Annotated in this window: 17 protein-coding genes and 2 pseudogenes; 10 read left to right on the top strand and 9 right to left on the bottom strand. The window is 71.8% G+C overall.

Annotated elements, in window-relative coordinates; genetic code table 11:
• The first annotated feature begins 128 nt into the window (after nucleotides 1-128).
• Nucleotides 129-704 carry a lipocalin-like domain-containing protein gene (locus ASG41_RS20495; protein ID WP_157519589.1) on the top strand — a complete coding sequence of 192 codons (576 nt, stop codon included), beginning with the start codon at nucleotides 129-131 and terminating at the stop codon, nucleotides 702-704.
• Here ASG41_RS20495 and ASG41_RS20490 read toward each other — a convergent pair.
• Together ASG41_RS20490 and ASG41_RS20485 are read right to left on the bottom strand one after the other, a co-directional pair.
• Nucleotides 659-2,110 (bottom strand): aldehyde dehydrogenase family protein, encoded by a 1,452-nt coding sequence (locus tag ASG41_RS20490; protein ID WP_056299930.1) that lies wholly within the window; start codon nucleotides 2,108-2,110, stop codon nucleotides 659-661. The genes ASG41_RS20495 and ASG41_RS20490 overlap by 46 nt on opposite strands.
• Nucleotides 2,111-2,114: 4 nt before the next feature.
• Entirely contained in the window at nucleotides 2,115-2,858 is a 744-nt protein-coding gene (locus ASG41_RS20485; protein WP_056299927.1) for an SDR family oxidoreductase, read from the bottom strand.
• Between the two features lie 875 nt (nucleotides 2,859-3,733).
• Here ASG41_RS20485 and ASG41_RS20475 point away from each other — a divergent pair.
• The 5 genes from ASG41_RS20475 to ASG41_RS20455 all read left to right on the top strand — a co-directional run bounded on the left by ASG41_RS20475 (nucleotide 3,734) and on the right by ASG41_RS20455 (nucleotide 11,227).
• A complete protein-coding gene (locus ASG41_RS20475; protein ID WP_056299921.1) occupies nucleotides 3,734-4,798 on the top strand; it encodes an ABC transporter permease in 1,065 nt (354 codons plus the stop codon).
• A 263-nt stretch (nucleotides 4,799-5,061) separates the two neighbouring features.
• On the top strand, nucleotides 5,062-6,168 hold the full coding sequence (locus tag ASG41_RS20470) for a substrate-binding domain-containing protein (protein WP_162245590.1): 1,107 nt from the start codon (nucleotides 5,062-5,064) through the stop codon (nucleotides 6,166-6,168).
• A gap of 85 nt (nucleotides 6,169-6,253) precedes the next feature.
• Nucleotides 6,254-8,776 (top strand): ATP-binding cassette domain-containing protein, encoded by a 2,523-nt coding sequence (locus ASG41_RS20465; RefSeq protein ID WP_082557174.1) that lies wholly within the window; start codon nucleotides 6,254-6,256, stop codon nucleotides 8,774-8,776.
• A gap of 40 nt (nucleotides 8,777-8,816) precedes the next feature.
• A complete protein-coding gene (locus tag ASG41_RS20460; RefSeq protein ID WP_056299916.1) occupies nucleotides 8,817-9,737 on the top strand; it encodes an SMP-30/gluconolactonase/LRE family protein in 921 nt (306 codons plus the stop codon).
• Complete coding sequence (locus ASG41_RS20455) at nucleotides 9,734-11,227, top strand: aldehyde dehydrogenase (RefSeq protein WP_200939157.1); 1,494 nt, start codon at nucleotides 9,734-9,736, stop codon at nucleotides 11,225-11,227. Before ASG41_RS20460 ends, ASG41_RS20455 begins: the two co-directional genes overlap by 4 nt.
• Before the next feature lie 103 nt (nucleotides 11,228-11,330).
• Here ASG41_RS20455 and ASG41_RS20450 read toward each other — a convergent pair whose 3' ends face one another.
• Nucleotides 11,331-12,260 carry an NAD(P)-dependent oxidoreductase gene (locus ASG41_RS20450; RefSeq protein ID WP_056299913.1) on the bottom strand — a complete coding sequence of 310 codons (930 nt, stop codon included), beginning with the start codon at nucleotides 12,258-12,260 and terminating at the stop codon, nucleotides 11,331-11,333.
• A 264-nt stretch (nucleotides 12,261-12,524) separates the two neighbouring features.
• On the opposite strand from ASG41_RS20450, the gene ASG41_RS20445 reads away from it, so the two are divergent.
• Nucleotides 12,525-13,391: an NAD(P)-dependent oxidoreductase gene (locus ASG41_RS20445; RefSeq protein ID WP_056299908.1), complete on the top strand. Its 867-nt coding sequence runs from the start codon at nucleotides 12,525-12,527 to the stop codon at nucleotides 13,389-13,391.
• Between the two features lie 45 nt (nucleotides 13,392-13,436).
• Here the strand turns inward: ASG41_RS20445 and ASG41_RS20440 are convergent, their stop codons facing one another.
• Nucleotides 13,437-14,450: a zinc-binding dehydrogenase gene (locus ASG41_RS20440; protein ID WP_056300224.1), complete on the bottom strand. Its 1,014-nt coding sequence runs from the start codon at nucleotides 14,448-14,450 to the stop codon at nucleotides 13,437-13,439.
• Between the two features lie 134 nt (nucleotides 14,451-14,584).
• Between ASG41_RS20440 and ASG41_RS20435 the strand changes: the two genes are divergently transcribed.
• The gene (locus ASG41_RS20435) at nucleotides 14,585-15,007 is read left to right on the top strand and encodes a universal stress protein (RefSeq protein WP_056299907.1); all 423 of its coding nucleotides are present in this window, start codon (nucleotides 14,585-14,587) and stop codon (nucleotides 15,005-15,007) included.
• Between the two features lie 23 nt (nucleotides 15,008-15,030).
• On the opposite strand, the gene ASG41_RS23820 is transcribed toward ASG41_RS20435, so the two are convergent.
• From ASG41_RS23820 to ASG41_RS25545, 5 genes and pseudogenes are all read right to left on the bottom strand, one after another.
• The gene (locus ASG41_RS23820) at nucleotides 15,031-15,171 is read right to left on the bottom strand and encodes a hypothetical protein (RefSeq protein ID WP_157519587.1); all 141 of its coding nucleotides are present in this window, start codon (nucleotides 15,169-15,171) and stop codon (nucleotides 15,031-15,033) included.
• Between the two features lie 325 nt (nucleotides 15,172-15,496).
• Complete coding sequence (locus ASG41_RS20425; RefSeq protein WP_056299891.1) at nucleotides 15,497-15,805, bottom strand: hypothetical protein; 309 nt, start codon at nucleotides 15,803-15,805, stop codon at nucleotides 15,497-15,499.
• A gap of 23 nt (nucleotides 15,806-15,828) precedes the next feature.
• Nucleotides 15,829-17,220, bottom strand: a pseudogene (locus ASG41_RS25555) (aldehyde dehydrogenase family protein); the annotation flags it as partial.
• 230 nt (nucleotides 17,221-17,450) lie between these two features.
• Entirely contained in the window at nucleotides 17,451-17,552 is a 102-nt protein-coding gene (locus tag ASG41_RS25550) for an acyl-CoA/acyl-ACP dehydrogenase (protein ID WP_082557196.1), read from the bottom strand.
• Nucleotides 17,553-17,700: 148 nt separating this feature from the next.
• Nucleotides 17,701-18,981, bottom strand: a pseudogene (locus ASG41_RS25545) (acyl-CoA dehydrogenase family protein); the annotation flags it as partial.
• A gap of 113 nt (nucleotides 18,982-19,094) precedes the next feature.
• Between ASG41_RS25545 and ASG41_RS20415 the strand changes: the two are divergent.
• Both ASG41_RS20415 and ASG41_RS25330 read left to right on the top strand, forming a co-directional pair.
• Nucleotides 19,095-19,814 carry a hypothetical protein gene (locus ASG41_RS20415; protein WP_056299887.1) on the top strand — a complete coding sequence of 240 codons (720 nt, stop codon included), beginning with the start codon at nucleotides 19,095-19,097 and terminating at the stop codon, nucleotides 19,812-19,814.
• 22 nt (nucleotides 19,815-19,836) lie between these two features.
• Complete coding sequence (locus ASG41_RS25330) at nucleotides 19,837-20,265, top strand: DUF4190 domain-containing protein (protein ID WP_056299883.1); 429 nt, start codon at nucleotides 19,837-19,839, stop codon at nucleotides 20,263-20,265.
• Nucleotides 20,266-20,465 lie beyond the last annotated feature (200 nt).

Raw genomic sequence — 20,465 nt, 5'->3', positions numbered from 1 at the left:
CGGGGCTGCGCCGCACCCCTCCAGACGAGTCCGCCGACCCCGGTCCCCCCGGGGCCGCTGGCCTGCACGACGCACGGTCCCGGGTCCCCGGGACCGTCATCCACCGATCCACGGAAGTGAGCAGTCCCATGACCGCGAAGAAGCTCCTCGTCCCCGGCGCCCTCGGGCTCGCCCTCGTCCTCACCGCGTGCTCGGGTGGCTCCGCCTCGGACACCGAGGGCGCCGCAGCCAGCTCCGCCGCCGCTCCGTCCACCGCGGCGTCCCCGCTCGAGGGCGTGTGGTCCCTGCAGGAACTCACCGCGTCCGGGGACCCCGTCCCCTACGCCGGACAGATCGCCTTCTCCGCCGGGGTGGTCTCGGTACAGGCGAGCAACCCCGACCCGGCCGCACCGGACTCGGCGTACACCGTGCAGGGGTACGAGGCGTTCTACGGCGACGTGACCGTCGACGAGGACGCCGGCACCTTCTCGGTGGTGGTGGAGTCGGCCGTGGCCCGCGACCTGGTCGGGCAGACGCTGACCCGCAACTTCGAGGTCACCGACGACCAGCTGGTCCTCACCCCCGTCGACGCGAGCGAGGGCTGGCGGGTGCCCCCCCCCCCCCCCACGACGACGAGGGCCCCACGGTGCACCGCGGGGCCCTCGTCCTCTCGGGTGGTTCAGCGGCGTTCGGGGAGCGCCTCCGCCCGGTCGGGGAAGCCGTAGACCGACTTGACCTCGAGGTACTCCTCCAGGCCGAACACCCCCATCGACCGACCGATGCCCGACTGCTTGTAGCCACCCATCGGCGAGAACGAGTCGGTGGCCGCGCCGTTGAAGGAGACCCGCCCCGCCTGCAGCCCGGACGCGAACGCGTACCCGCGAGCCGGGTCCTCGCTGAACACGTACCCGCCCAGTCCGAAGACCGAGTCGTTGGCGATCTCCAACGCCTCGGCCTCGGTCCGGTAGGCCATCACGACCAGGACCGGGCCGAAGACCTCCTCCTGGGCCAGGGTCATCCCCGGAGTGACGTCGGCGATGACGGTCGGCCGGCAGAAGAAGCCCCGGTCGAAGCCCTCGATGCGACCTGGCCCGCCGGTGATCAGCTGGCCACCCTCGGCGAGGCCGATCTCGATGTGCCGTTGGACGCTGGCGTACTGCTGGGCGTGGATGAGCGGCCCGTGCGTGGTGGCCGGGTCGCGAGGGTCGCCCACCCGCAGCCGCTCGACCTCCTCGACCAGGAAGGGCAGCACGTCGGACACCTGGTACTCATGGACCAGCATCCGGCTCGGGGCGTGGCAGGACTGCCCGGAGTTGGAGAAGCCGCGCTGCACGTTCCAGCGAGCCGCCTTCTCCAGGTCCCCGTCGGGCAGGACGACGTTGGCCGACTTCCCGCCCAGTTCCAAGCAGACCCGCTTGACCGTGCGGGCCGCGGACTCGCCCACCTTGACCCCGGCGCCGGTGGAGCCGGTGAAGGACACCATGTCCACGCCGGGGTGCGAGGACAGGGCGTCACCGACCACGCTGCCGCGACCGATGACCAGGTTGACGACGCCGGGCGGGACACCGGCCTCGTCCATGATCTCGGCGAGCGCCACCCCCGAGGCGGGGGCGGCGTCGGAGGGCTTGAGCACCATCGTGCAGCCGGCTGCGATGCCGTAGACGACCTTGATCACCGACGTCTGGAGCGGCCAGTTCCACGGTGAGATGAGTGCGCACACGCCGATGGGTTCCCGCCGCACGACCACGTCGCCGATGCGCTGCTCGAACGCGTAGTCGGCGATGAGGTCACGGGCGACCCGCATGTGGCCGGCGGGTCCGGTCACCTGCGCCGAGAACGAGACCGGGACGCCGACCTCCTGGGCGATGAGGGCGGACAGCTCGGGGGCACGCCGTTCGTAGGCGGCGATGACCCGGTCGATCAGCGCGATCCGCTCCTGCACCGTGGTGCGGGAGAAGGTGACGAAGGCGCGCCGGGCCGCAGCCACGGCCCGGTCGACGTCGGGCACCCCTCCACCGGAGGCCACCGTCGCCCACGGCTCCTCGCTGGTCGGGTCGACCAGCGAGCGGGTGCCCTCCGTGGACGGTGCGACCCACTGCCCGTCGATGTAGAGCTCGCCGAAGTGCCTCACCTGGTCACCAGCCGCCGTCGACCTGGATGTTCTGGCCGGTGATCAGGTCGGCCCGGGCACTGGACAGGAAGACCGCGAGGTCGGCGATGTTCACGGCCTCGATGCGGCGCTTCATGCTCTGCTGCTTGAGCACCCACTGGTGGTACTCCTCGCGCGCGTCGCCGCGGTCGCGGAACTCGGCCTCGGACACGACGGCGCCGGGGGAGATGCCGTTGACGTTGATCAGGTGCTCGCCGAGCTCGCGGGCCATGCCCTTGATCAGGCCGTACATCGCCCCCTTGGAGGCGATGTAGGGGACGTAGCCCTCCCACTGCCCGGTCAGGGTCAGCGAGGTGATGTTGACGATCTTGCCCTGCTTCTTGGCCTTCATCGCCTCCGAGCAGACCCGCGACAGCACGAAGACCGCGGAGGAGTTGACGCGGACCTGGTCCTCGTACTCCTGGATCGTGAACTGCTCGTGCGGCTTGAAGATGACCAGGGCGGCGTTGTTGACCAGGACGTCGATGCCGCCCACCTCGGCGGAGAGGTCGGTGGCCTGTCGCTCCAGACCCGCCAGGTCGTTGAGGTCGCAGCCGACGTAGCGGACGCCGTCCGCGATGCCGTCCAGGGTCTGCTGGGCGTTGGGTGCGTCCGGCAGGTCCAGGGCGATCACACTGGCGCCCTCCTCGGCGTACCGGGCGACCAGCGCCTGTCCGATCGTGCCCAGGGCCCCGGTGATGAGGACCTTCTTGCCCGCGAGTTCCGGCATGGGAGCTGCTTCCTTCCAGGTGTGCGGGCGCTGGGGGTCAGCGGCCTCGCGTCGACAGTGGCTGCGCAGCGTCCGTGGGCCTCGGCGCGGCCGCGGACCGCCTGTCGGGGGTCGTCTCGTCGGACTGGTGCTCTCGGACCTGACAAGCGCGCAATTGTCAGACTAAGTCTCGGACCGAGGGTGCCGCAAGGCCGCCACGGGTCGCGGTCGTGTCGGTGAGCGGCCGCCCGCGTGCAGGGTCGTCAGGCGCGCCGTGCCCGTCGTCCGTGGCGTGCGCGTCGTCCCGTGGCAGCGGCGGAGTCCCGCGTCCTCGCCATCGGCACCGGCACCGGCATCGGCGTCCTCACCATCCTCGTCGTCGTCGTCGTCGCGATCCTCGCCGGTGTCGTCGTGGCCCGGTGGGCAGACCTGACTCCCACCAGGGCGGAGGCAGGATGCGGCGTACGTCGCACCTTGCCACCATCATTGCGAGATGTCACCCAGCGGGACTCCGTCCACGACGATCCACGGTCCAGCGCTCGACGCGCTCCGGTCGGCGAGGAGGCGCGGATGTCCACGACCACCCGGGACGGCGCCCATCGCTTCGTCTCCCGCGACCGCCAGGGCGCGTGCAGCCATCGCCTCACAGGGATGCCCTGGCGACCTCCGGGCAGGCGGGCGGAGGTCACGGCACGGTCGGTGATCCACCGTCCGAGGTGCTCGGACACGCTTGTGAGCCAGTTCACCGAAGGCCCTTGACTTGTCTGATCAGGCCTGGGTTGAATGCAGCGCATCACACGGTCAAAAGTCAAACATTTGACCGAAATGACCGCCCGCCGGCCGACCGGCAGCGCGTGGCGACCACCGTCGAACGACGTCCCGAGGAGGTGTCTGCGATGAGCACGTCCACGACGACGGCCGTCACCGCACCGGCGCAGCACAAGACGCGAGCACAGCGGACGACCGACTGGAAGTACCGGTGGCCCGCTCGGTACCGCGCCAGCTGGGCCGCGCTGGCCGCCCTGCTCGTCGTGGTGGTGCCGTTGGCTCCCCGCGCCTACAGCGGCGCGTCCGTCGAGCTCGTCTCCGCGTTGGCCGGTGTGCTGGCGATCGCCGCGCTGGGCCAGACGCTGATCATCATGATCGGCGCCCTGGACCTGTCCATCGGGGCGATCGTCTCGGTCTCGGCGGGCATGGTCGTGCACTACGGCACCGACGGTTCCAACACGGTCCTGGTGGTGCTGGCCGCGATAGTCGTGCCGGTCCTGCTCAGCCTGGTCAACGGCGTGCTCATCAGCGTGCTGCGGCTCAATCCCCTCATCGTCACGCTGGCCACCTTCGGCATCATCACCGGGGGCATCCGGCTGTGGACCGGGGTGTCGCTGTCCCTCACCGGACGGGCGCCGGAGTCGTTGAGCGCGATCACCCAGGGCGCCGTCGGGGCGATCAGCGCGGTCTTCCTCTACGGGCTGGTCATCGCCGTCCTGGTGGCCCTGCTGTTGGGCAAGACCCGGTACGGCCGCCAGATCGCCAGCGTCGGGTCCAACCGCCGGGCCGCCCGGGTGCTGGGCATGGGGGTGACCCGCACCGAGCTGTCCACCTTCGCGCTCGCCGGGCTGCTGTACGGCCTGGCCGGGGTCCTGCTGGCCGGCTTCCTGGGCACCCCCGACGTCCAGTCCGGTGCGGTCTTCCAGCTGACCACCATCACCGTCGCCGGCATCGCCGGGGTGACCTTCGGCGGCGGTCCGGCCAGCGTGGCCAGCGTCGTCAGTGGAGCCGTCTTCCTGCAGCTGCTCGACCAGGCACTCGCGATCAACGGACTCGGTGCCGGCTCCCGCGTGATGATCCAGGGTTTCGTGCTGGTCATCGCCGTGGGCGCCATCACGTTGGGCCGCTTCAGCGCATCGGGCCTCAGTCGCGGTTCGAGGCTGCGCCGGCGCGCCCCGGTCCCCTCGGAGTAGCAGCACCTGCGCGGCCGCTCGCACGGGCGCGCACACCAGTGCCGGACCCGACCGTCGGGCCGGACGCACAACCCCTCCCTCCCCGAACTGGAGAACCCATGTCAAGCACCACGCGGTCCCGCCCGCCCTTCGCCAGGGCGAGCCGGGACCTCCGTCTCGCGGGCTGTGCCGTGGCCGCCACGGTCCTGCTGGCAGCGTGCGCCTCGGACCCCACGGGGACGTCCGCTGGGGCTGGTTCCGGGGACGGCGCGGCACCGGTCGAGGTGAGCGACGAGGCCCTGCAGGACGTCATCAACCGCGCATTCCTCACCGACATCCCGGCCGACGACCTCGACCCGACCATCCGCCAGACGATGGAGGTCGCCGCCCAGGAGTGGACCCCGGAGAACCAGGACCTGCTGGAGACCTGCCTGGCGGAGAACGTCTGCGAGACCGGCCGGGGCACCCTGACCGTCGCCTTCCCCAACGACAACATCAACCCGTGGCGCCAGACCTTCCGGGCCGAGCTCACCGCGCAGGCCATCGCCTCGCCCGACGTCGCCCGGATCATCTACAGCCTGGGCACCGACACCACCAGCTGGCTGGCCAACTTCAACAGCCTGGTCGCCCAGCAGCCCGACGTGATCGTGATGAACTCGATCTACGGCTCGGCGATCGCCCCGGCCGTCCAGCGCGCGAAGTCCGCCGGGATCATCGTGGTGGAGGCCGAGACGCCGCTGCCCTCCGAGGTCGAGTCCCTGGTCGACGTCCAGGCCACGTCGGACCTGTGCGGTGCCTACAGCCAGGGTGTGGACCAGGTCGTCGAGGACCTCCCCGACCCCGCGGGCTTCGCGCTCTACACCGGCATCCCCGGCAACGCGAGTGCCACCAACTGGCAGCCCTGCCTCGTCGACGGGCTCGAGTCCGCAGGATGGGAGCAGGTCAGCCAGGGCTTCACCCAGTGGTCGCCCCAGGGTCAGGCGCAGGAGGCCAATGCGCTCTTCGCCTCCGGCACGAACCCGGCGCTGGTGGCCTACGACTACACGATGGAGGACTTCGCCGCGCCGTTCCTGGACGCCGGCCAGACGCCGCCGATCATGATGTCCGACGTCGTCAACTACTCCTACCTGCAGCAGCTGGCCGACGCACAGAGCCAGGGGATCGACGCCCGGGCCTTCGTGGCCAACAGCCGTGTCTGGTACGGGCGCATCGGCGTGACCGCAGGCATCGAACTCGCCCTCGGTGGAGACGTCGAGCACCTGATCGACATCCCCTACCCGATGGTCGACGCCGCCACCCTCAGCGAGGTCTTCGACCCGGCCATGCCGGCGAACGCCCCGGTGCCGACGCTGTTCACCCCCGACCAGATGACCGGGATCCTGGCTTCCTGACCCGGCACGCCCTCCAGGCCCCGGCCCGCCGCACCCGCGGCGGGCCGGGGCTCGGAGGCGGACCACCCATCCCCCTGGACGTGACGTGACGGAGGCCAACGTGTCGCTGGCAAGCAGGACCCCCGAGGCAGCGGGAGCACGGTCGGTCGACGACGGTGTCCGCCTGCGCGGGGTCACCAAGACCTTCCCGGGCGTCCGTGCCCTGGACGACGTGGACTTCGACTGCGTCCCGGGGGAGGTGCACGCCCTGGTCGGTGAGAACGGCTCGGGGAAGTCGACCTTGATCAAGGTCGCCTCCGGTGTCCTGGCCGCAGACTCGGGCACCGTGCACATCGGCGGCCGGCTGCTCACCGAGGCCAGCGTCAAGCGCTCCCGCGGGCTCGGCCTGGTCACCGCCTACCAGGACACCTCCCTGGTGCAGGACCTGACGGTGGGGGACAACGTCTCCCTCTCCCTCAACGCGATCGGCATGAAGCGCCCGGCTGACCTGAACGCCACGCTGGCCGGGTTCGGGCTGCCCTTCCGTCAGACCGACCTGGTGTCCAGCCTGGGACCCGGCGCCCGCCAGCTGCTCGAGGTGGCGCGGGCGATGATCACCAAGCCCCGGGTGCTGATGCTCGACGAGCCCACCGCGGCCCTGGACCTCAGCCTCGCCGACCACCTCGAGGGCCTGGTGAAGAAGGCGCGTGACGAGGGCATGGCCATCGTCTACGTCAGCCACCGCCTCGCCGAGATCCGGCGCCTGGCCGACCGCTTGACCGTGATCCGCGACGGTGTCGTGCAGGGCACCTTCAGCTCCGACAGCTGGCAGGTCCAGGACATCGTCGAACTCATGGTGGGTGCGCCCACCGACCTGGAGTTCCCCACCCGCACGACCCCCGTGGACAGCGCCGTGCGCCTGGAGGCCCGCGAGCTGCGCGGGCGCGGCTTCGGACCGGTCTCCTTGACCGTCCGCGCCGGGGAGATCGTCGGGGTGGCCGGTGCCGAGGGCAACGGCCAGCGCGCGCTGTTGCGCGGCATGATCGGCATCGACGGGCAGGGCGGCGAGCTCACCGTCGACGGCCGGACGCTCCAGCGGCTCACCCCGGTCAAGGCGCTCTCCTCGGGCATCAGCTTCCAGAGCGGCGACCGCGCAGCCGAGTCGGTGTTCGCCCCGATGTCGGTGATGGACAACGCCACCGCCCAGGTGGGATCGCGCTCCGGCCCTGCCGGTACCGCCCTGCTGGGGCGTCTGCTGCCCTCCTTCGGTGCGGCCAAGAAGGAGTTGGGGATCGTCAGCGCCTCCCCGTTCCAGCCGATCGGGGCGCTGTCGGGTGGGAACCAGCAGAAGGCCGTGCTGGCCCGACCGGCGTTGCGGCGGCCCAAGGTCCTCATCGTCGACGAGCCGACCCAGGGCGTCGACGCCCGCGCCCGGATGGACATCTACCGCGTGCTCAGCGACGCCGCCGACGAGGGGCTGGGCGTCCTGGTCAACTCCTCGGACTCCGCCGAGCTGGCCGGCCTGTGCGACCGCGTCTACGTGATGTCACGCGGCAAGGTGGTGACCGAGCTGCCTCGGGGCGCCTCGGAGAGCGAGATCGTCAAGAGCTTCGTCAGCGCCGCCGACGTCGAGGACCCCCAGGCAGCCGGGCAGGGGACCAGCGGGTTCCTGCGACGCCTGCTGACCCGGAACTCCGCGCACGTCCCGATCGCGGTGCTGCTGGTCCTGATCGCCGCCGTCGCGCTGTACACCAACAGCCAGTCCGACGTGTTCTGGACCCCGTTCAACCTGTCGAACTGGCTGGTGCTCACCCTGCCGCTGGCCTTCGTCGCCCTGGGGCAGCAGTTCAACATGGTGGCCAGGCTGTTCGACCTGTCCATCGGGTCGGTGATGAGCCTGACCGTCGTGGTGGTGTCCTTCACGCTGCCCGATCTCGGCATCACCTCGGTGGCCACCACGCTGCTGTACCTGCTGGGGGTCGTCCTGGCGGTCGGGGGGTTCAACGCCCTGTTGATCGTCGTCCTGCGGGTGCCGGCAATCGTGGCGACCGTGGCCACGCTGGGCATCGTGCAGGGCATCGCCATCCTGCTGCGCCCCGAGCCCGGCGGTGTGATCGCCGCGGACTGGGTCCTCGGGGTGTCCCAGGGCATCGGGTACGTCCCCTACGCCTTCGTCGTCCTGGTGGTGCTGACCATCGCCATGGAGTACTGGCTGTACCGCCGCGGACGCGGGCTGGCGCTGCGGGCCGTGGGCTACGACGACGAGTCGGCCCTGCGGGTGGGCGAACGCGTGCGGCTGATCCAGACCGGAGCGCTGCTCACCTGCACCCTGGGTGCGGTGATCGGCGGGGTCTTCCTGGCCTCGCAGACCGGCATGGGCTCCAACGCGGTCGGAGCCGGCTTCTCGCTGCCGGTCTTCGCCGCGGTCTTCCTGGGCGGCGCGGTGCTCTCCGGCGGTCGGGGCTCCTTCATCGGAGCGATGCTCGGTGCGATGTTCCTGGCGCTGCTGGACAACGTGACACCGCTGCTGAACATCGACGACGCCTGGCGCCAGATCATCTACGGCGGCATCCTCCTGCTCGCCATCGCCGCCTACGCATCCCTGGCCCGCGTCCGTGCCAGCCGCTGACGCCGCCGTGACCCCGCCCCCTGCAGAGAGCGAGCCGGTAGTGACCGACACCCCCGCGACCCTGGTCGCCCAGCGGGCCTTCGCCGAGGCGCCTCGGTGGCACGAGGGCCGCCTGTGGTTCTCCGACGTGATCAGCCTGCAGGTCTTCTCGGCTGCCGAGGACGGTTCGGACCTCCGGCTGGAGGCCACCGTCCCGGGTGAGCCCGCAGGCATCGACTGGCTGCCCGACGGGCGTCTGGTCGTGGTGTCCCGGCAGGAGCGCAGGCTGATGCGTCGGGAACACGACGGCACGTTGGTCGTCCACGGTGACCTGCAGGGGCACGCGATCGGCTTCTGCAACGAGGTCCTGGTCGACCGGCAGGGACGGGCCTACGTCGGCAACTTCGGTTTCGACCTGGACCAGCGCGGGCCCCTCGGGCCATCGGTGATCCACCGCGTCGACCTCGACGGGACCGTCACCCAGGTGGCGGAGGACCTCTGGTTCCCCAACGGGTGCGTGCTCACCCCGGACGGGGTCTTCCTGGTGGCCGAGACCTTCGGCAACCGGGTGTCGGCCTTCGACCTCACCGAGGACGGCCGCCTCGTCGGGCGGCGGACGTGGGCTGCGTGGGGCGCGCTGCCCACCGCCACGACCCTGGACGAGGCGCTGTCGGAGTTCGTCGTCGAGCCCGACGGCATGTGCATGGACGCCGAGGGGGCCTTGTGGATCGCCGACCTGGCCTCCGCCCGGCTGCTCCGCGTCCTCGAGGGCGGCCGGGTCGTGGACAGCGTCGACGCCGGCATGACCCCGTTCTCCGCTGCGCTCGGTGGCGCCGACGGCCACACCATGTTCATCTGTGCCGCCCCCTACTTCGACGACCTCGAACGGCGAGGCCGGCTCCTGTCGGAGGTCCTCTCCGTCCGGGTCCCCGTGCCCGTGGCCGGCGCGTCGTCGCCCACCCTCGTGGGTGATGGGGCGTGAAGGCGCCGGAGGCCACCGGCACCGCGGTGCCCTCGTGGATGGTCGCCCACGACCGGCTGTTCATCGGCGGCCGGTGGGTCCCGGGAACCGGCGAGGTCATCGAGGTGGTGTCACCGACCACCGAGCAGGTCATCGCACGGGTGCCCTCGGCGTCGGTCGCGGACATGGCCCTGGCGGTCCAGGCCGCTCGCCATGCCCTGGACACCGGCCCCTGGCCGCAGCTGGAGCTGGCGGAGCGGCTGGCCCTGGTCGCCGAGCTGGCCCGGCTCATGCGGGCGGAGCAGGAGGCGATCGCACAGCTGATCACCGCCGAGATGGGGTGCCCCATCACCCAGTCCCGGACCATCCAGGCGGTCACCCCGGTCCGGGTGGTCGAGTCCTACCTGCAGATCGCCCGACAGCACCCCTTCCGGGAGATCCGGCGCTCGAGCACGGGGGCTGCCCTGGTCACCCGGGAGCCGGTCGGCGTGGTCGCCGCCGTCACGCCGTGGAACGTGCCCCTGGGCATCAGCACCCAGAAGGTGGTCCCTGCGCTGATCGCTGGCTGCACGGTGGTGCTCAAGCCCGCGCCCCAGACCCCGCTCGTGGGCTACCTGCTGGCCCAGCTGGTGGAGCGGGCCGGGTTCCCGCCCGGTGTGCTGAACGTGGTCCCTGCCGATCGTGCGGCGAGCGAGAGACTGGTGTCACACCCGGGCGTGGACAAGGTGACCTTCACCGGGTCGACCGCTGCCGGCCGCAGGATCGCCGCCCTCTGCGGCAACGACCTCCGCCGGGTCAGCCTCGAGCTCGGGGGCAAGTCCGCAGCCGTGGTGCTCGACGACGCCGACCTGGAGCAGGCGGTCGCCGCGCTGCAGATGGGTGCGTTCCGGAACAACGGCCAGGTGTGCACCCTCAAGACCCGGATCCTGGTCTCTCCCCGCCGTGAGGCCGAGCTGGTGGAGCGGTTGGCGGCGATGGTCGGTGGTCTGGCCGTCGGCGACCCACGCCAGGACGCCACGGACATAGGGCCCGTCGTGAGCGCCGACCAGCGCGCCCGGGTCGAGGGCTACATCGCCTCCGGTCGGGACGAGGGAGCGACGCTGGTGACCGGAGGCGGGCGACCCGCAGGCCAGGACCGTGGCTGGTTCGTGGAGCCGACGGTGTTCAGCGACGTGTCCCCGGACATGCTGGTCTCCCGTGAGGAGATCTTCGGCCCCGTGGTCGCCGTGACCCGCTACCGGGACGAAGCAGAGGCCGTCGCGCTGGCCAACGACACCCCGTACGGGCTCAGCGGCGCGGTGTTCACGGCCGACCTCGAGCGCGGTCTGCGTGTCGCCGGGCGGATGCGGACCGGGGTCGTGGAGCTCAACGGCGCCCCGATAGGACTGGGTGCGCCCTTCGGCGGTTTCAAGGACAGCGGACTCGGCCGGGAGAACGGCCCGGAGGGGCTCGACGCCTTCACGGAGCTGCGGTCGATCGGCTTGCCGGGGGACTTCCGTCCCACCCTCTGAGCAGGTTCGCGACGGCATGGCGACGCCCGGGCCGGGGGTGGTGGACCTCCCCGGCCCGAGCGCCTGTCGACGGGGCCCCGATCCGGCTCGGCCGGGGCCGGGGTCAGGGGCGGGACCGGTGCCAGTCGATGAGCGACTGCAGACCCTCGTCCAGGGTGGTGGCGGGCAGGAACCCGAGGACCTCCACCATGCGGTCCTGGCTGACCCGCTGGTACCGGTTGCGCTCCTCGGTCCAGTCCAGCAACGCAGGGTCGTACCCGTAGAGCTCGGCGGTGCGTGAGCACAGCTGCTCGGTCGTGGCGGGTGTCCCCACGACGTTGACCGCCAGCCCGGTGGTCGTGCACGTGAGCGCGGCGATCACCGCACGGGCGACGTCGTCCACGTGCACGAAGGAGTGCACGGCGTGCCGGGCCCAGCGCACGACGGGCCGCTCGCCGCGGTCGAGGGCCTCCAGGACGTCCAGGGCCATCGCGCTGTTGGACCCCGGGCTGACCCGGGGGCCGTAGACGGGGCCGATCCGCAGGGCCAGGTACTCGGGGCCACCGAGGCCGGCGAAGGCCTCCAGGTAGCCCTCGCACGCCAGTTTGGTGGCCGCGTACAGGTTGATGCCGCGGCAGACCCAGGGCTGGTCCTCACGGGAGGGTTCGGCGTGGGGGTCCTGGTAGGGCCCGTACACCGTGTTGGTCGACCCGAAGACGAAGCGCCCGGTGCCGTGCTCGGTGGCCAGCGCGAGCAGGTCGTACGTCGTCCCCACGTTGACGTCGTGGGCGTCTCGGGGTCGGGACCGGGCATCCTGCGTGCGGACGGCGGCCAGGTGCACGACGGCGTCGGTGCGGGCCACTGCGAGGGCAGTGGCGGCGGTGTCCCGCAGGTCCAGTGCGGCGAACTCCACGCGGGGCAGCGCGGCCAGCTCCCGCGCTCGAGGCCCGTCGACGACGTCGACCGCCACCACCGTGTGCGGTGTGGTCTCCGAGAGCAGCTCGACGACGCGGGACCCGACGAACCCGGCGGCGCCCGTCACCAGCACGTTCATCGGAGGAGGCGCTTCCTGGGGCACGGTCGACACGGCGGTCGGTCCTCTCGCGGGTGCGGCTGGGGGTTCGAGCTGCCGGGTGGTTGGAGTGGCGCCACCGTGCTCTGTCTGATCTGGTCTTCACAGCAGATCAACTGTCTGACACTCTAGGGCGTGGTCGGTCCGGCGTCCATCCCCTGACGAGGCCCCTGGGCCGGCCGACCCCACCCACGTCCGGCCCGGGCCGTGGTCGAGACGGCACCCCAGCACGCAGAGGCGGCACGGATGGACACCATCGGATTCATCGGCACGGGGGCCATGGGCGCCTCGATCGCGTCCCGCCTCGTGGCCGGGCACGAGCTGTTGGTCAACGACCGCAACCCGATCGCGACCCAGGAACTCGTGCGCGCCGGCGCCCGGTTCGCGGAGCCGGCCGAGATCGCCGATCGGGCCCGACTGGTCTTCCTGTGCCTGCCAGGCCCCGACCAGGTGGAGGACCTGCTCTTCGGCACGACCGCGCTGGCCGGTGCGCTGGCCCCTGGAACGATCGTCATCGACACCACCACCGGCACGCCGGGACGGGACGAGTCGGTCGTGGCCCAGCTCGGGGCTCGGTCGGTCACCTACGTCGACGCACCGATCGCCGGCGGCGTCCGCCGGGCTCGTGAGGGCACCGCCACCCTCATGGTGGGTGCCACCCCGGAGGTCTTCGCACGGGTCGAGCCGGTGCTGCGGGAGGTCACGGCCGGGGCGGTCAACGTCGGCCCGGTGGGTACCGGCCACGCGATGAAGCTGGTCAACAACCTCCTCAACGCCTGCAACCGCTTCGCCGCGCTCGAGGCCGTCCGGCTCGGCGTGGCCGCTGGCATGGCCCAGGACGTGGTCGTCGACCTGCTGAACCGGGGCAGCGGCCGCAACTACGCCACCGAGTACACCTACCCGCAGCTGTTGAGCGGCGATGCGTACCTGCCCCAGGGCTTCACGGTCGAGCTCATGCTCAAGGACGTCCGGCTGGCCCTCGAGCTGGCCGACACCCTCGACCACGAGACGCCGGTCGGCGACCTGGCGCAGCGCCTGACGCAGCAGGCGGTCCAGCGGTTCGGTGGGGGAGCCGACCAGAGCCAGATGATGGCGGAGTGGTACCGGCCCTGAACGCCAGACCCCCACCTGCCCCCCCCGGAGGGACGATGGATCAGGTCAGCGGACGAAGGCGGCCTTGCCCGAGGACTGCCGGTCGAAGAGCTCGTAGGCCGCCGCGTAGTCGGTCAGGGCCCACCGCTCGGTGAACAGTGCGTCGACGTCGATGCCGCGTTCGACGACGAACCGGGCGCAGCGCGCCATCGCCGAGACCGACATCGTCCAGGAGGTCATCGCGGTGATCTGCTTGTAGAGGTGGTCGGTGACGTCGAAGTGCACCGTGGACCCGACGCCGACCCAGCAGGCGGCGCCCCAGGTGTCCAGCACGTCCAGGGCGCCGGTGGCGGCCGACGAGGCCCCGGAGGTCTCCAGGCTCTTGCTCACCCCGCGGCCCCCGGTCAGGTCCCGGACGGCCTGCTCGACGGAGTCCACCTGGCTGGGGTCGACGGTCTCCCAGGCGCCGAACTCCCGGGACCGCTCCAGGCGGGCCGGGGCGATGTCCAGGGCGATCACCCGGGCGCCCATCGCCGAGGCGAGCTGCGTGGCGGCGAGGCCGACCGGTCCCTGGCCGAAGACGGCGATCGTGTCCGCGCCGGTCAGCGACAGTCGCTCCAGGGCGCCCCACGCCGTCCCGGTGCCGCAGCTGATCGCGGCGGCCGCCAGGTCGGTGAGGCCAGGTGGGGCCGCCAGGATCGTGGAGACCGGTGCCCTCATGAGGTCGGCGTGCGAGCCGTCGGTGGTGTTGCCCATGGGGGACGTGCCCTCCCGGCAGAGCTGGGTCCACCCCTGGTGGCACTGGTCGCACCGACCGCAGCCGACGTAGTGGTGGACCAGGACGGACTCGCCCATCCAGCTCGGGTCGACGCCGGCGCCGACGGCCACCACCGTGCCCGCGGGTTCGTGGCCACCGATCTCGGGACGAGCGGTCGCTCGCGGACCCCGGTACTTGTGCAGGTCCGAGCCGCACAGCCCGGACGCGGTGATGGCCAGGACCACCTCGCCGGGGCCCGGGGTCGGGTCGGGCACCGTCGTGAGCTCGAGTTCCCGCTCTCCGTGGAAGACCAGTCCGCGCATCCAGCTCACCTCTTCGTCGACGACTGTCCGACATTAACCCAGCGGCGCACATGATGGACAGGGGTTCGATGTTGTAGCAGCATGACCAGGAGTCGTCACCGCGACGAGCTGGTTCGGACGCAGAGCAGGGTGAGATGGCGAAGATCATCGTCGTGGGTGTCGACGGCGGTGAGCCCTCGATGCGGGCTGCCCGCCGGGCTGCCGAGCTGGCCGCCCAGAGCGGGTCGACACTGCACGTGCTGACTGCCGTGGACCAGGGACGGGTCGAGGAGTACGCCGGCCGCCCGGGCACGGTGCAGGTCACCTCGGGCGAGGTCGCCGAGGGCGTCGCCTCCGACGCGGCGCGCGAGATGCGCACGATCGTGGACCGGGTGACCAGTTCGGTGGCCCAGGGCAAACCGGCGAGCGTGCTCGTGGACGAGGCCGTCCGCCTGGAGGCCGACCTCATCGTGGTGGGCAACCGCCGGGTCCAGGGGCTCACCCGGGTGCTGGGCAGCGTGGCCTCGGCCGTCGCTGCACACGCGCCCTGCGACGTCTACATCGTCCGCACCGTCTGACACCTCGCGCCACGGCTCGCGGCTCAGGCCCCGGTCGCCGTCCCCGGGCCGTGGGCCTCGGGCAGCCAGACCCTGCCGGTCAGCAGGTCCAGGTGGACCAGGCCGGCACGTTCTGCACCGGCGACCAGTCGCAGCGAGAAGCGACCTCGACGCAGCGCAGCCACCGTGCAGTGACCGCGCGTGCCCAGGTGCTCGACGAGCTCCTGCTCCGTGCGCGGTGCCGGGCGCCGACCGTGCCGTGTCGTCCGTCCGGTGACAGCCTGGGCAACGGGGCAGTGCCCGTGTCGGCGACAGGGGACGACGTCCCCGACGACCGGGACCAGGTCGGGCGCGTCGTACTCCAAGACCCGGCCGCACTCGAGCGCAGCCGTCCATCGGCGTCCAGCCGCACGCGCTGATCCACGCGCTGCACCAGCGGTGGGACCGCGGCCCCCGTGGGGCTGCGGGGTCGGTGTGTGGGTCATCGTCGCCCTCCTCCGGAGCCGGTCGTCAGCCGAGGACGGACGAGCCGTCCCGGATCGCCGTGAGCAGTCGCTGCAGGTCTTCGCCGCTGGCACCGCTGTCGTAGGCGACCACGGGGACGTCGTGGCGCAGGTGACTCCGCAACCGGCCCTCGTGGCTGCGCTGCACCAGCACCACGCTGGCTGCCGCCGGGATGGCGTCGACTGCGTGGTGGGCGACGTGGACGTCCCGGGGCAGGCGTCGGGTGAGCTGGGCCGCGAGGAGCCGGTCGGTGGACAGGCCGGCGTCGCAGGCGATCACCACGGTGCGGACGTCGGGTCCGGAGGTGTCGGGCATGGGTCCCTCGGGTCGTGTCGTGGTCAGAGGGCGGCGGGGTACCGCGAGTGCTCGGGGAAGTTGCCGTACAGCAGTTCGCCGGCCGGACCCTGGGTGACCGCCTGGACCAGGAGCTCGCCGCCGACGAAGCAGCCCAGCCAGGACGCGCCCCGCCCCCCGAAGGGCTCGGACCGGTCTCCCCGGGAGCGGGGCTTGTTCACCCCGACCTTGAACGCCTGGACCTCGCGGGCGAGGCGGTGCGCCCGGTCCTCGTCGTCACAGGCGATCGAGGCGACCAGGGCGCCGTTGGAGGCGTTCATCTGGGCCAGCAGCTCGGCCTCGCTGTCGACCACGACGATGGTGTCCACCGGGCCGAAGGGCTCCGAGTGCATGAGCGCCGACGCACCGCCGGGGGACAGCAGCGCTGCGGGCGCGACGTAGGCCGAGGTGTCCTGCCCGGCGATGAACCGTCCGTCGCTCAGCGAGCCGCGCCAGAGTGGGACGGCGCCGCGGTGCATGGCGTCGGCGACCCGGTCCCTGAGTTCGGTGGCCTTGCCGGCGCTGATCACCGGACCGAAGTCCAGGGTGGGCAGCTCGTCGTCGTCCTGCTCGACGGCCAGCGGGTGGCCGAAGCACAACGACTGCACGACGGGCAGGTAGGTGGCCAGGAACTGGTCGACGAGCTCGCGTTGGACGACGTAGCGCGGGTAGGCGGTGCACCGCTGCTTGCCGTACTCGAAGCCCTTCCTCAGGTGTGCGGCGAGGTCGTCCCAGTCGGAGAAGTCCCAGATGCCCCAGGCGTTCAAGCCCTCCTGCTCGAGCATGTGGCGCTTGCCGGTGTCCAGCAGTCCGGCCGCCACCTTGCCGCCGTTGGACCGGCCGCCGACGAAGGCCAGCGCGCCGATCTCGGGGGAGCGGACCAGCACGCTGGACAGCTCCGCGCCGCTGCCGGACAGCAGTGTCACCGGCAGGCCCTCTCGGGCCATCAGTGCATGGGCCAGCGTCAAGCAGGTCGCCCCGCCCTGGGACGGTGTCTTGGCGATGACGGCGTTGCCGGCCAGCAACTGCACCAGCTCGGCGTGCACGAGCACCGACATCGGGTAGTTCCAGCTGGCGATGTTGGAGACCGGGCCCTCCAGCGGGGTCCGGTCCCCGAGCATCGCGTCGATCTCCTCGACGTACCAGCGGACGCCGTCCAGGGCGCGGTCGACGTCGGCGCAGGCCAGCTTCCAGGGCTTGCCGATCTCCCAGGCCAGCAGCAGCGCCAGGTCGTCGCGGGCGTCGGCCATCGCCTCGACGGCCGCGGTCACCCGGGCCTTGCGTTCGGCCACCGGGGTGCCCGCCCACTCCCGGTGCGCGGCGGCGGAGGCCAGGACGGCGTGCTGCGCCTCACCGGCGGAGATCTTCGGCAGCCCGGTCAGCCGCGAGCCGTCCACGGGGGACACCAGCGTCTCCGGGTCGCCGATCGGGCGCCAGGTGCCGTCCACCAGGTTGTGCAGTCGCTCGGTGCCGAAGGCCTCCGGCGTCCGGTCGGCCGCCCGGCCCAGGACCGCCGCCCACTCGGTGCCCGGCTTCACGTGCAGTGCCACGGGTGTCCCCTCGTCCTGATCGGGTCGTCGTGCCTCCCTCGGGGGGAGCGGGCCGGGTGGCCCTGGGTGCGGTGCCCTCAGCGCTTGCTGGCGTAGGTCTTGAGCAGACCCCGGCTGATGATCGTCTTCTGGATCTCGCTGGTGCCCTCGCCGATGAGCAGGAACGGCGCCTCGCGCATCAGGCGCTCGATCTCGTACTCCCAGCAGACCCCGGCTGATGATCGTCTTCTGGATCTCGCTGGTGCCCTCGCCGATGAGCAGGAACGGCGCCTCGCGCATCAGGCGCTCGATCTCGTACTCCTTGGAGTAGCCGTAGCCGCCGTGGATCCGGAAGGACTGGGTGGTGACCTCGGCGCAGTACTCGCTGGCCAGCAGCTTGGCCATGCCGGCCTCGACGTCGTTGCGCGCCCCGGCGTCCTTGAGCTTGGCGGCGTTGACCATCATCAGGTGGCTGGCCTCGACCTTGGTGGCCATCTCGGCSAGSKRGAAGGCGATGGCCTGGTGCTGGGCGATCTTCTTGCCGAAGGTCTCCCGCTGCTGGGCGTACTCCACGGCCAGCTCGAAGGCCCGGATGGAGATGCCGCAGGCGCGGGCGGCGACGTTGACCCGGCCGACCTCGACGCCGTCCATCATGTGGGCGAAGCCCCTGCCGGGGACGCCGCCCAGGATGTCGCCGGCCTTGGCCTGGTAGCCGTCGAACACCATGCTGGTGGTGTCGACGCCCTTGTAGCCCATCTTGTCGATCTTCCCCGGGATGGTCAGCCCGGGCACGACCTCACCGAACCCGGTGGGCTTCTCCACCAGGAACGTGGTCAGGTTCTGGTGCGGCTTCTCCGCGCCCTCCTCGGTGCGGACCAGCGCGGCGACCAGGGTCGAGGACCCGCCGTTGGTCAGCCACATCTTCTCCCCGTCGATGACGTAGTCACCGTTGGCGTCCTGCTTGGCGCGGGTCCGGATCGCCGCGACGTCGGACCCCAGGCCGGGCTCGGACATGGAGAACGCGCCCCGCACCTCGCCGGTGGCCATCCGCGGCAGGTAGCGCTGCCTCTGCTCGGGCGTGCCGTGCTGGATGAGCATGTGGGCGACGATGAAGTGGGTGTTGATGACACCGGAGACGCTCATCCAGCCGCGGGCGATCTCCTCCACGACCAGCACGTAGGTCAGCAGGGACTCACCCAGCCCGCCGTACTCCTCGGGGATCATGAGGCCGAAGAGCCCCATCTCCTTCATCCCGTCGACGATCTCCTGCGGGTACGTGTCGGAGTGCTCGAGCTCCTGGGCGCGCGGGATGATCTCCCGGTCCACGAACCTCCGGACCGTGGACAGGATCTCGGTCTGGATCTCGGTCAGGTCGGCGGTCTGCGCCAGGCGGGTCATCGCTCTGCACTCCGGGAGGTCACCAAGCCCCAGCCCGCCGTACTCCTCGGGGATCATGAGGCCGAAGAGCCCCATCTCCTTCATCCCGTCGACGATCTCGGCCGGGTACGTGTCGGAGTGCTCGAGCTCCTGGGCGCGCGGGATGATCTCCCGGTCCACGAACCTCCGGACCGTGGACAGGATCTCGGTCTGGATCTCGGTCAGGTCGGCGGTCTGCGCCAGGCGGGTCATCGCTCTGCACTCCTTCGGGACGACGGTGTCCGTGTTACCGGCGAGTATGGGCCAGCGCACCGACACCCACGGCGTGGCCTCGACCACACCCCGGGCCGACTACCGTCGCCCGGGTGACGACCCGCCGCACCCGCCTGCTCGCCCCCCTCGTCCTGGCCACCGTGCTGCTCGCGGCCGGGTGCGGGGGCACCGACGGCGACGCCACCCCGGCCACCTCCGCGGCCACCAGCAGCGCAACAGGGACGTCGACCGAGCCCGCCCCGGCCGAGGCGGAGGCGTCGGCCGCCGCGGCGCTGGACCCGGCCGCGGTGACCTCGGCGCAGGAGGCGGCGCTGGCCACCGCGCTGCGGGTGGTCGACCTGCCCGAGGGCTGGAGCGTGCAGGCCAACCCGGTGCCCGACGGCGACCTGTCGGACAACCCCAGCTTCCAGGGCCTGTGCGACGCCGACTTCCCCTCCGAGGGCCGGCGCACGGCCAAGTTCCCGGTCGTCGGCGTCGACCCCGCGGGCACGTCGCTGCTGACCAGCGAGGCCCTCGCCTACGACGCACCGGAGGCCGCGGCGCAGGCCCTGGTCGAGCTGCGGGCGGCGTTCGCCGGCTGCGAGGGCCCCGAGCGCACGTTCGGCACCCCGCCGTCCGCGGAGGGGCTGGCCACCGACTCGGTGGTCGTGCAGTACCAGCTGACCACCGGCACCGACCAGGTGATCGTGGCCCAGGCGCGCGGTTCCGTCGTGTCCGTGGTGATCGGGGACGACCCGGCTGCCACGCTGGCGGCCGCACAGTCGATCGCCACCCGGGTGGCAGCGTTGCCCGCCGCGGTGATCGGCGCCTGAGGCACCCCGCGAGGAGGACCACGTGAGCCAGCCCGACGACGGCTTCTACCGGGGAGACCCGCCCGGCCACGGCCCCCCGGCCGCCTACGGCCCGCCGCCCGGGTACGGCCCGCCGCCCGGGTACGGCCCTCCCTCGCCCTACGGCCCGCCCGGGTACCCGCCGCCGCCCGGGTACGGCCCTCCCCCGGGCCACTTCCCGGGTCAGCCGGTCTTCGTCGTCCGGCGGCCCACGAACACCACGGCGATCCTGGCGCTGGTCTTCGCCTTCGTCTTCGCCCCGGTGGGCCTGGTGCTGGGCCTGGTGGCCCGCAAGCAGATCGCCCGGACCGGCGAGGAGGGCGCGGGCATGGCGCTGGCCGGGATCATCATCGGCGGCATCGCGGTGGCGTTCTACGTGGTGCTGATCGTCATCTGGGTCGTCGCGCTGGCGTCGATCACCAGCACGTACTGACGTCGTCGTCCCCCGCGCACCGCGGGGGACGACGAGCGCTCACTCCTCCGGCGGGGTGAAGGACGACGTCCGCGACATGGCGGCGGCACGGCCCTTGCCGGCGATGACCAGGGCCATCTTGCGGCTGGCCTCGTCGATCATCTCCTCGCCCAGCATCGCCGAGCCCTTCTTGCCGCCGGCCTCGCTCCGCCGGCCTCGCT

The organism is Modestobacter sp. Leaf380 (genome assembly GCF_001424485.1).
In the GTDB taxonomy this organism is placed as follows: Bacteria; Actinomycetota; Actinomycetes; order Mycobacteriales; family Geodermatophilaceae; genus Klenkia.
The sequence above is the reverse complement of the archived record's forward strand: the minus strand, read 5'-3'. Positions and strand labels throughout refer to the sequence as shown.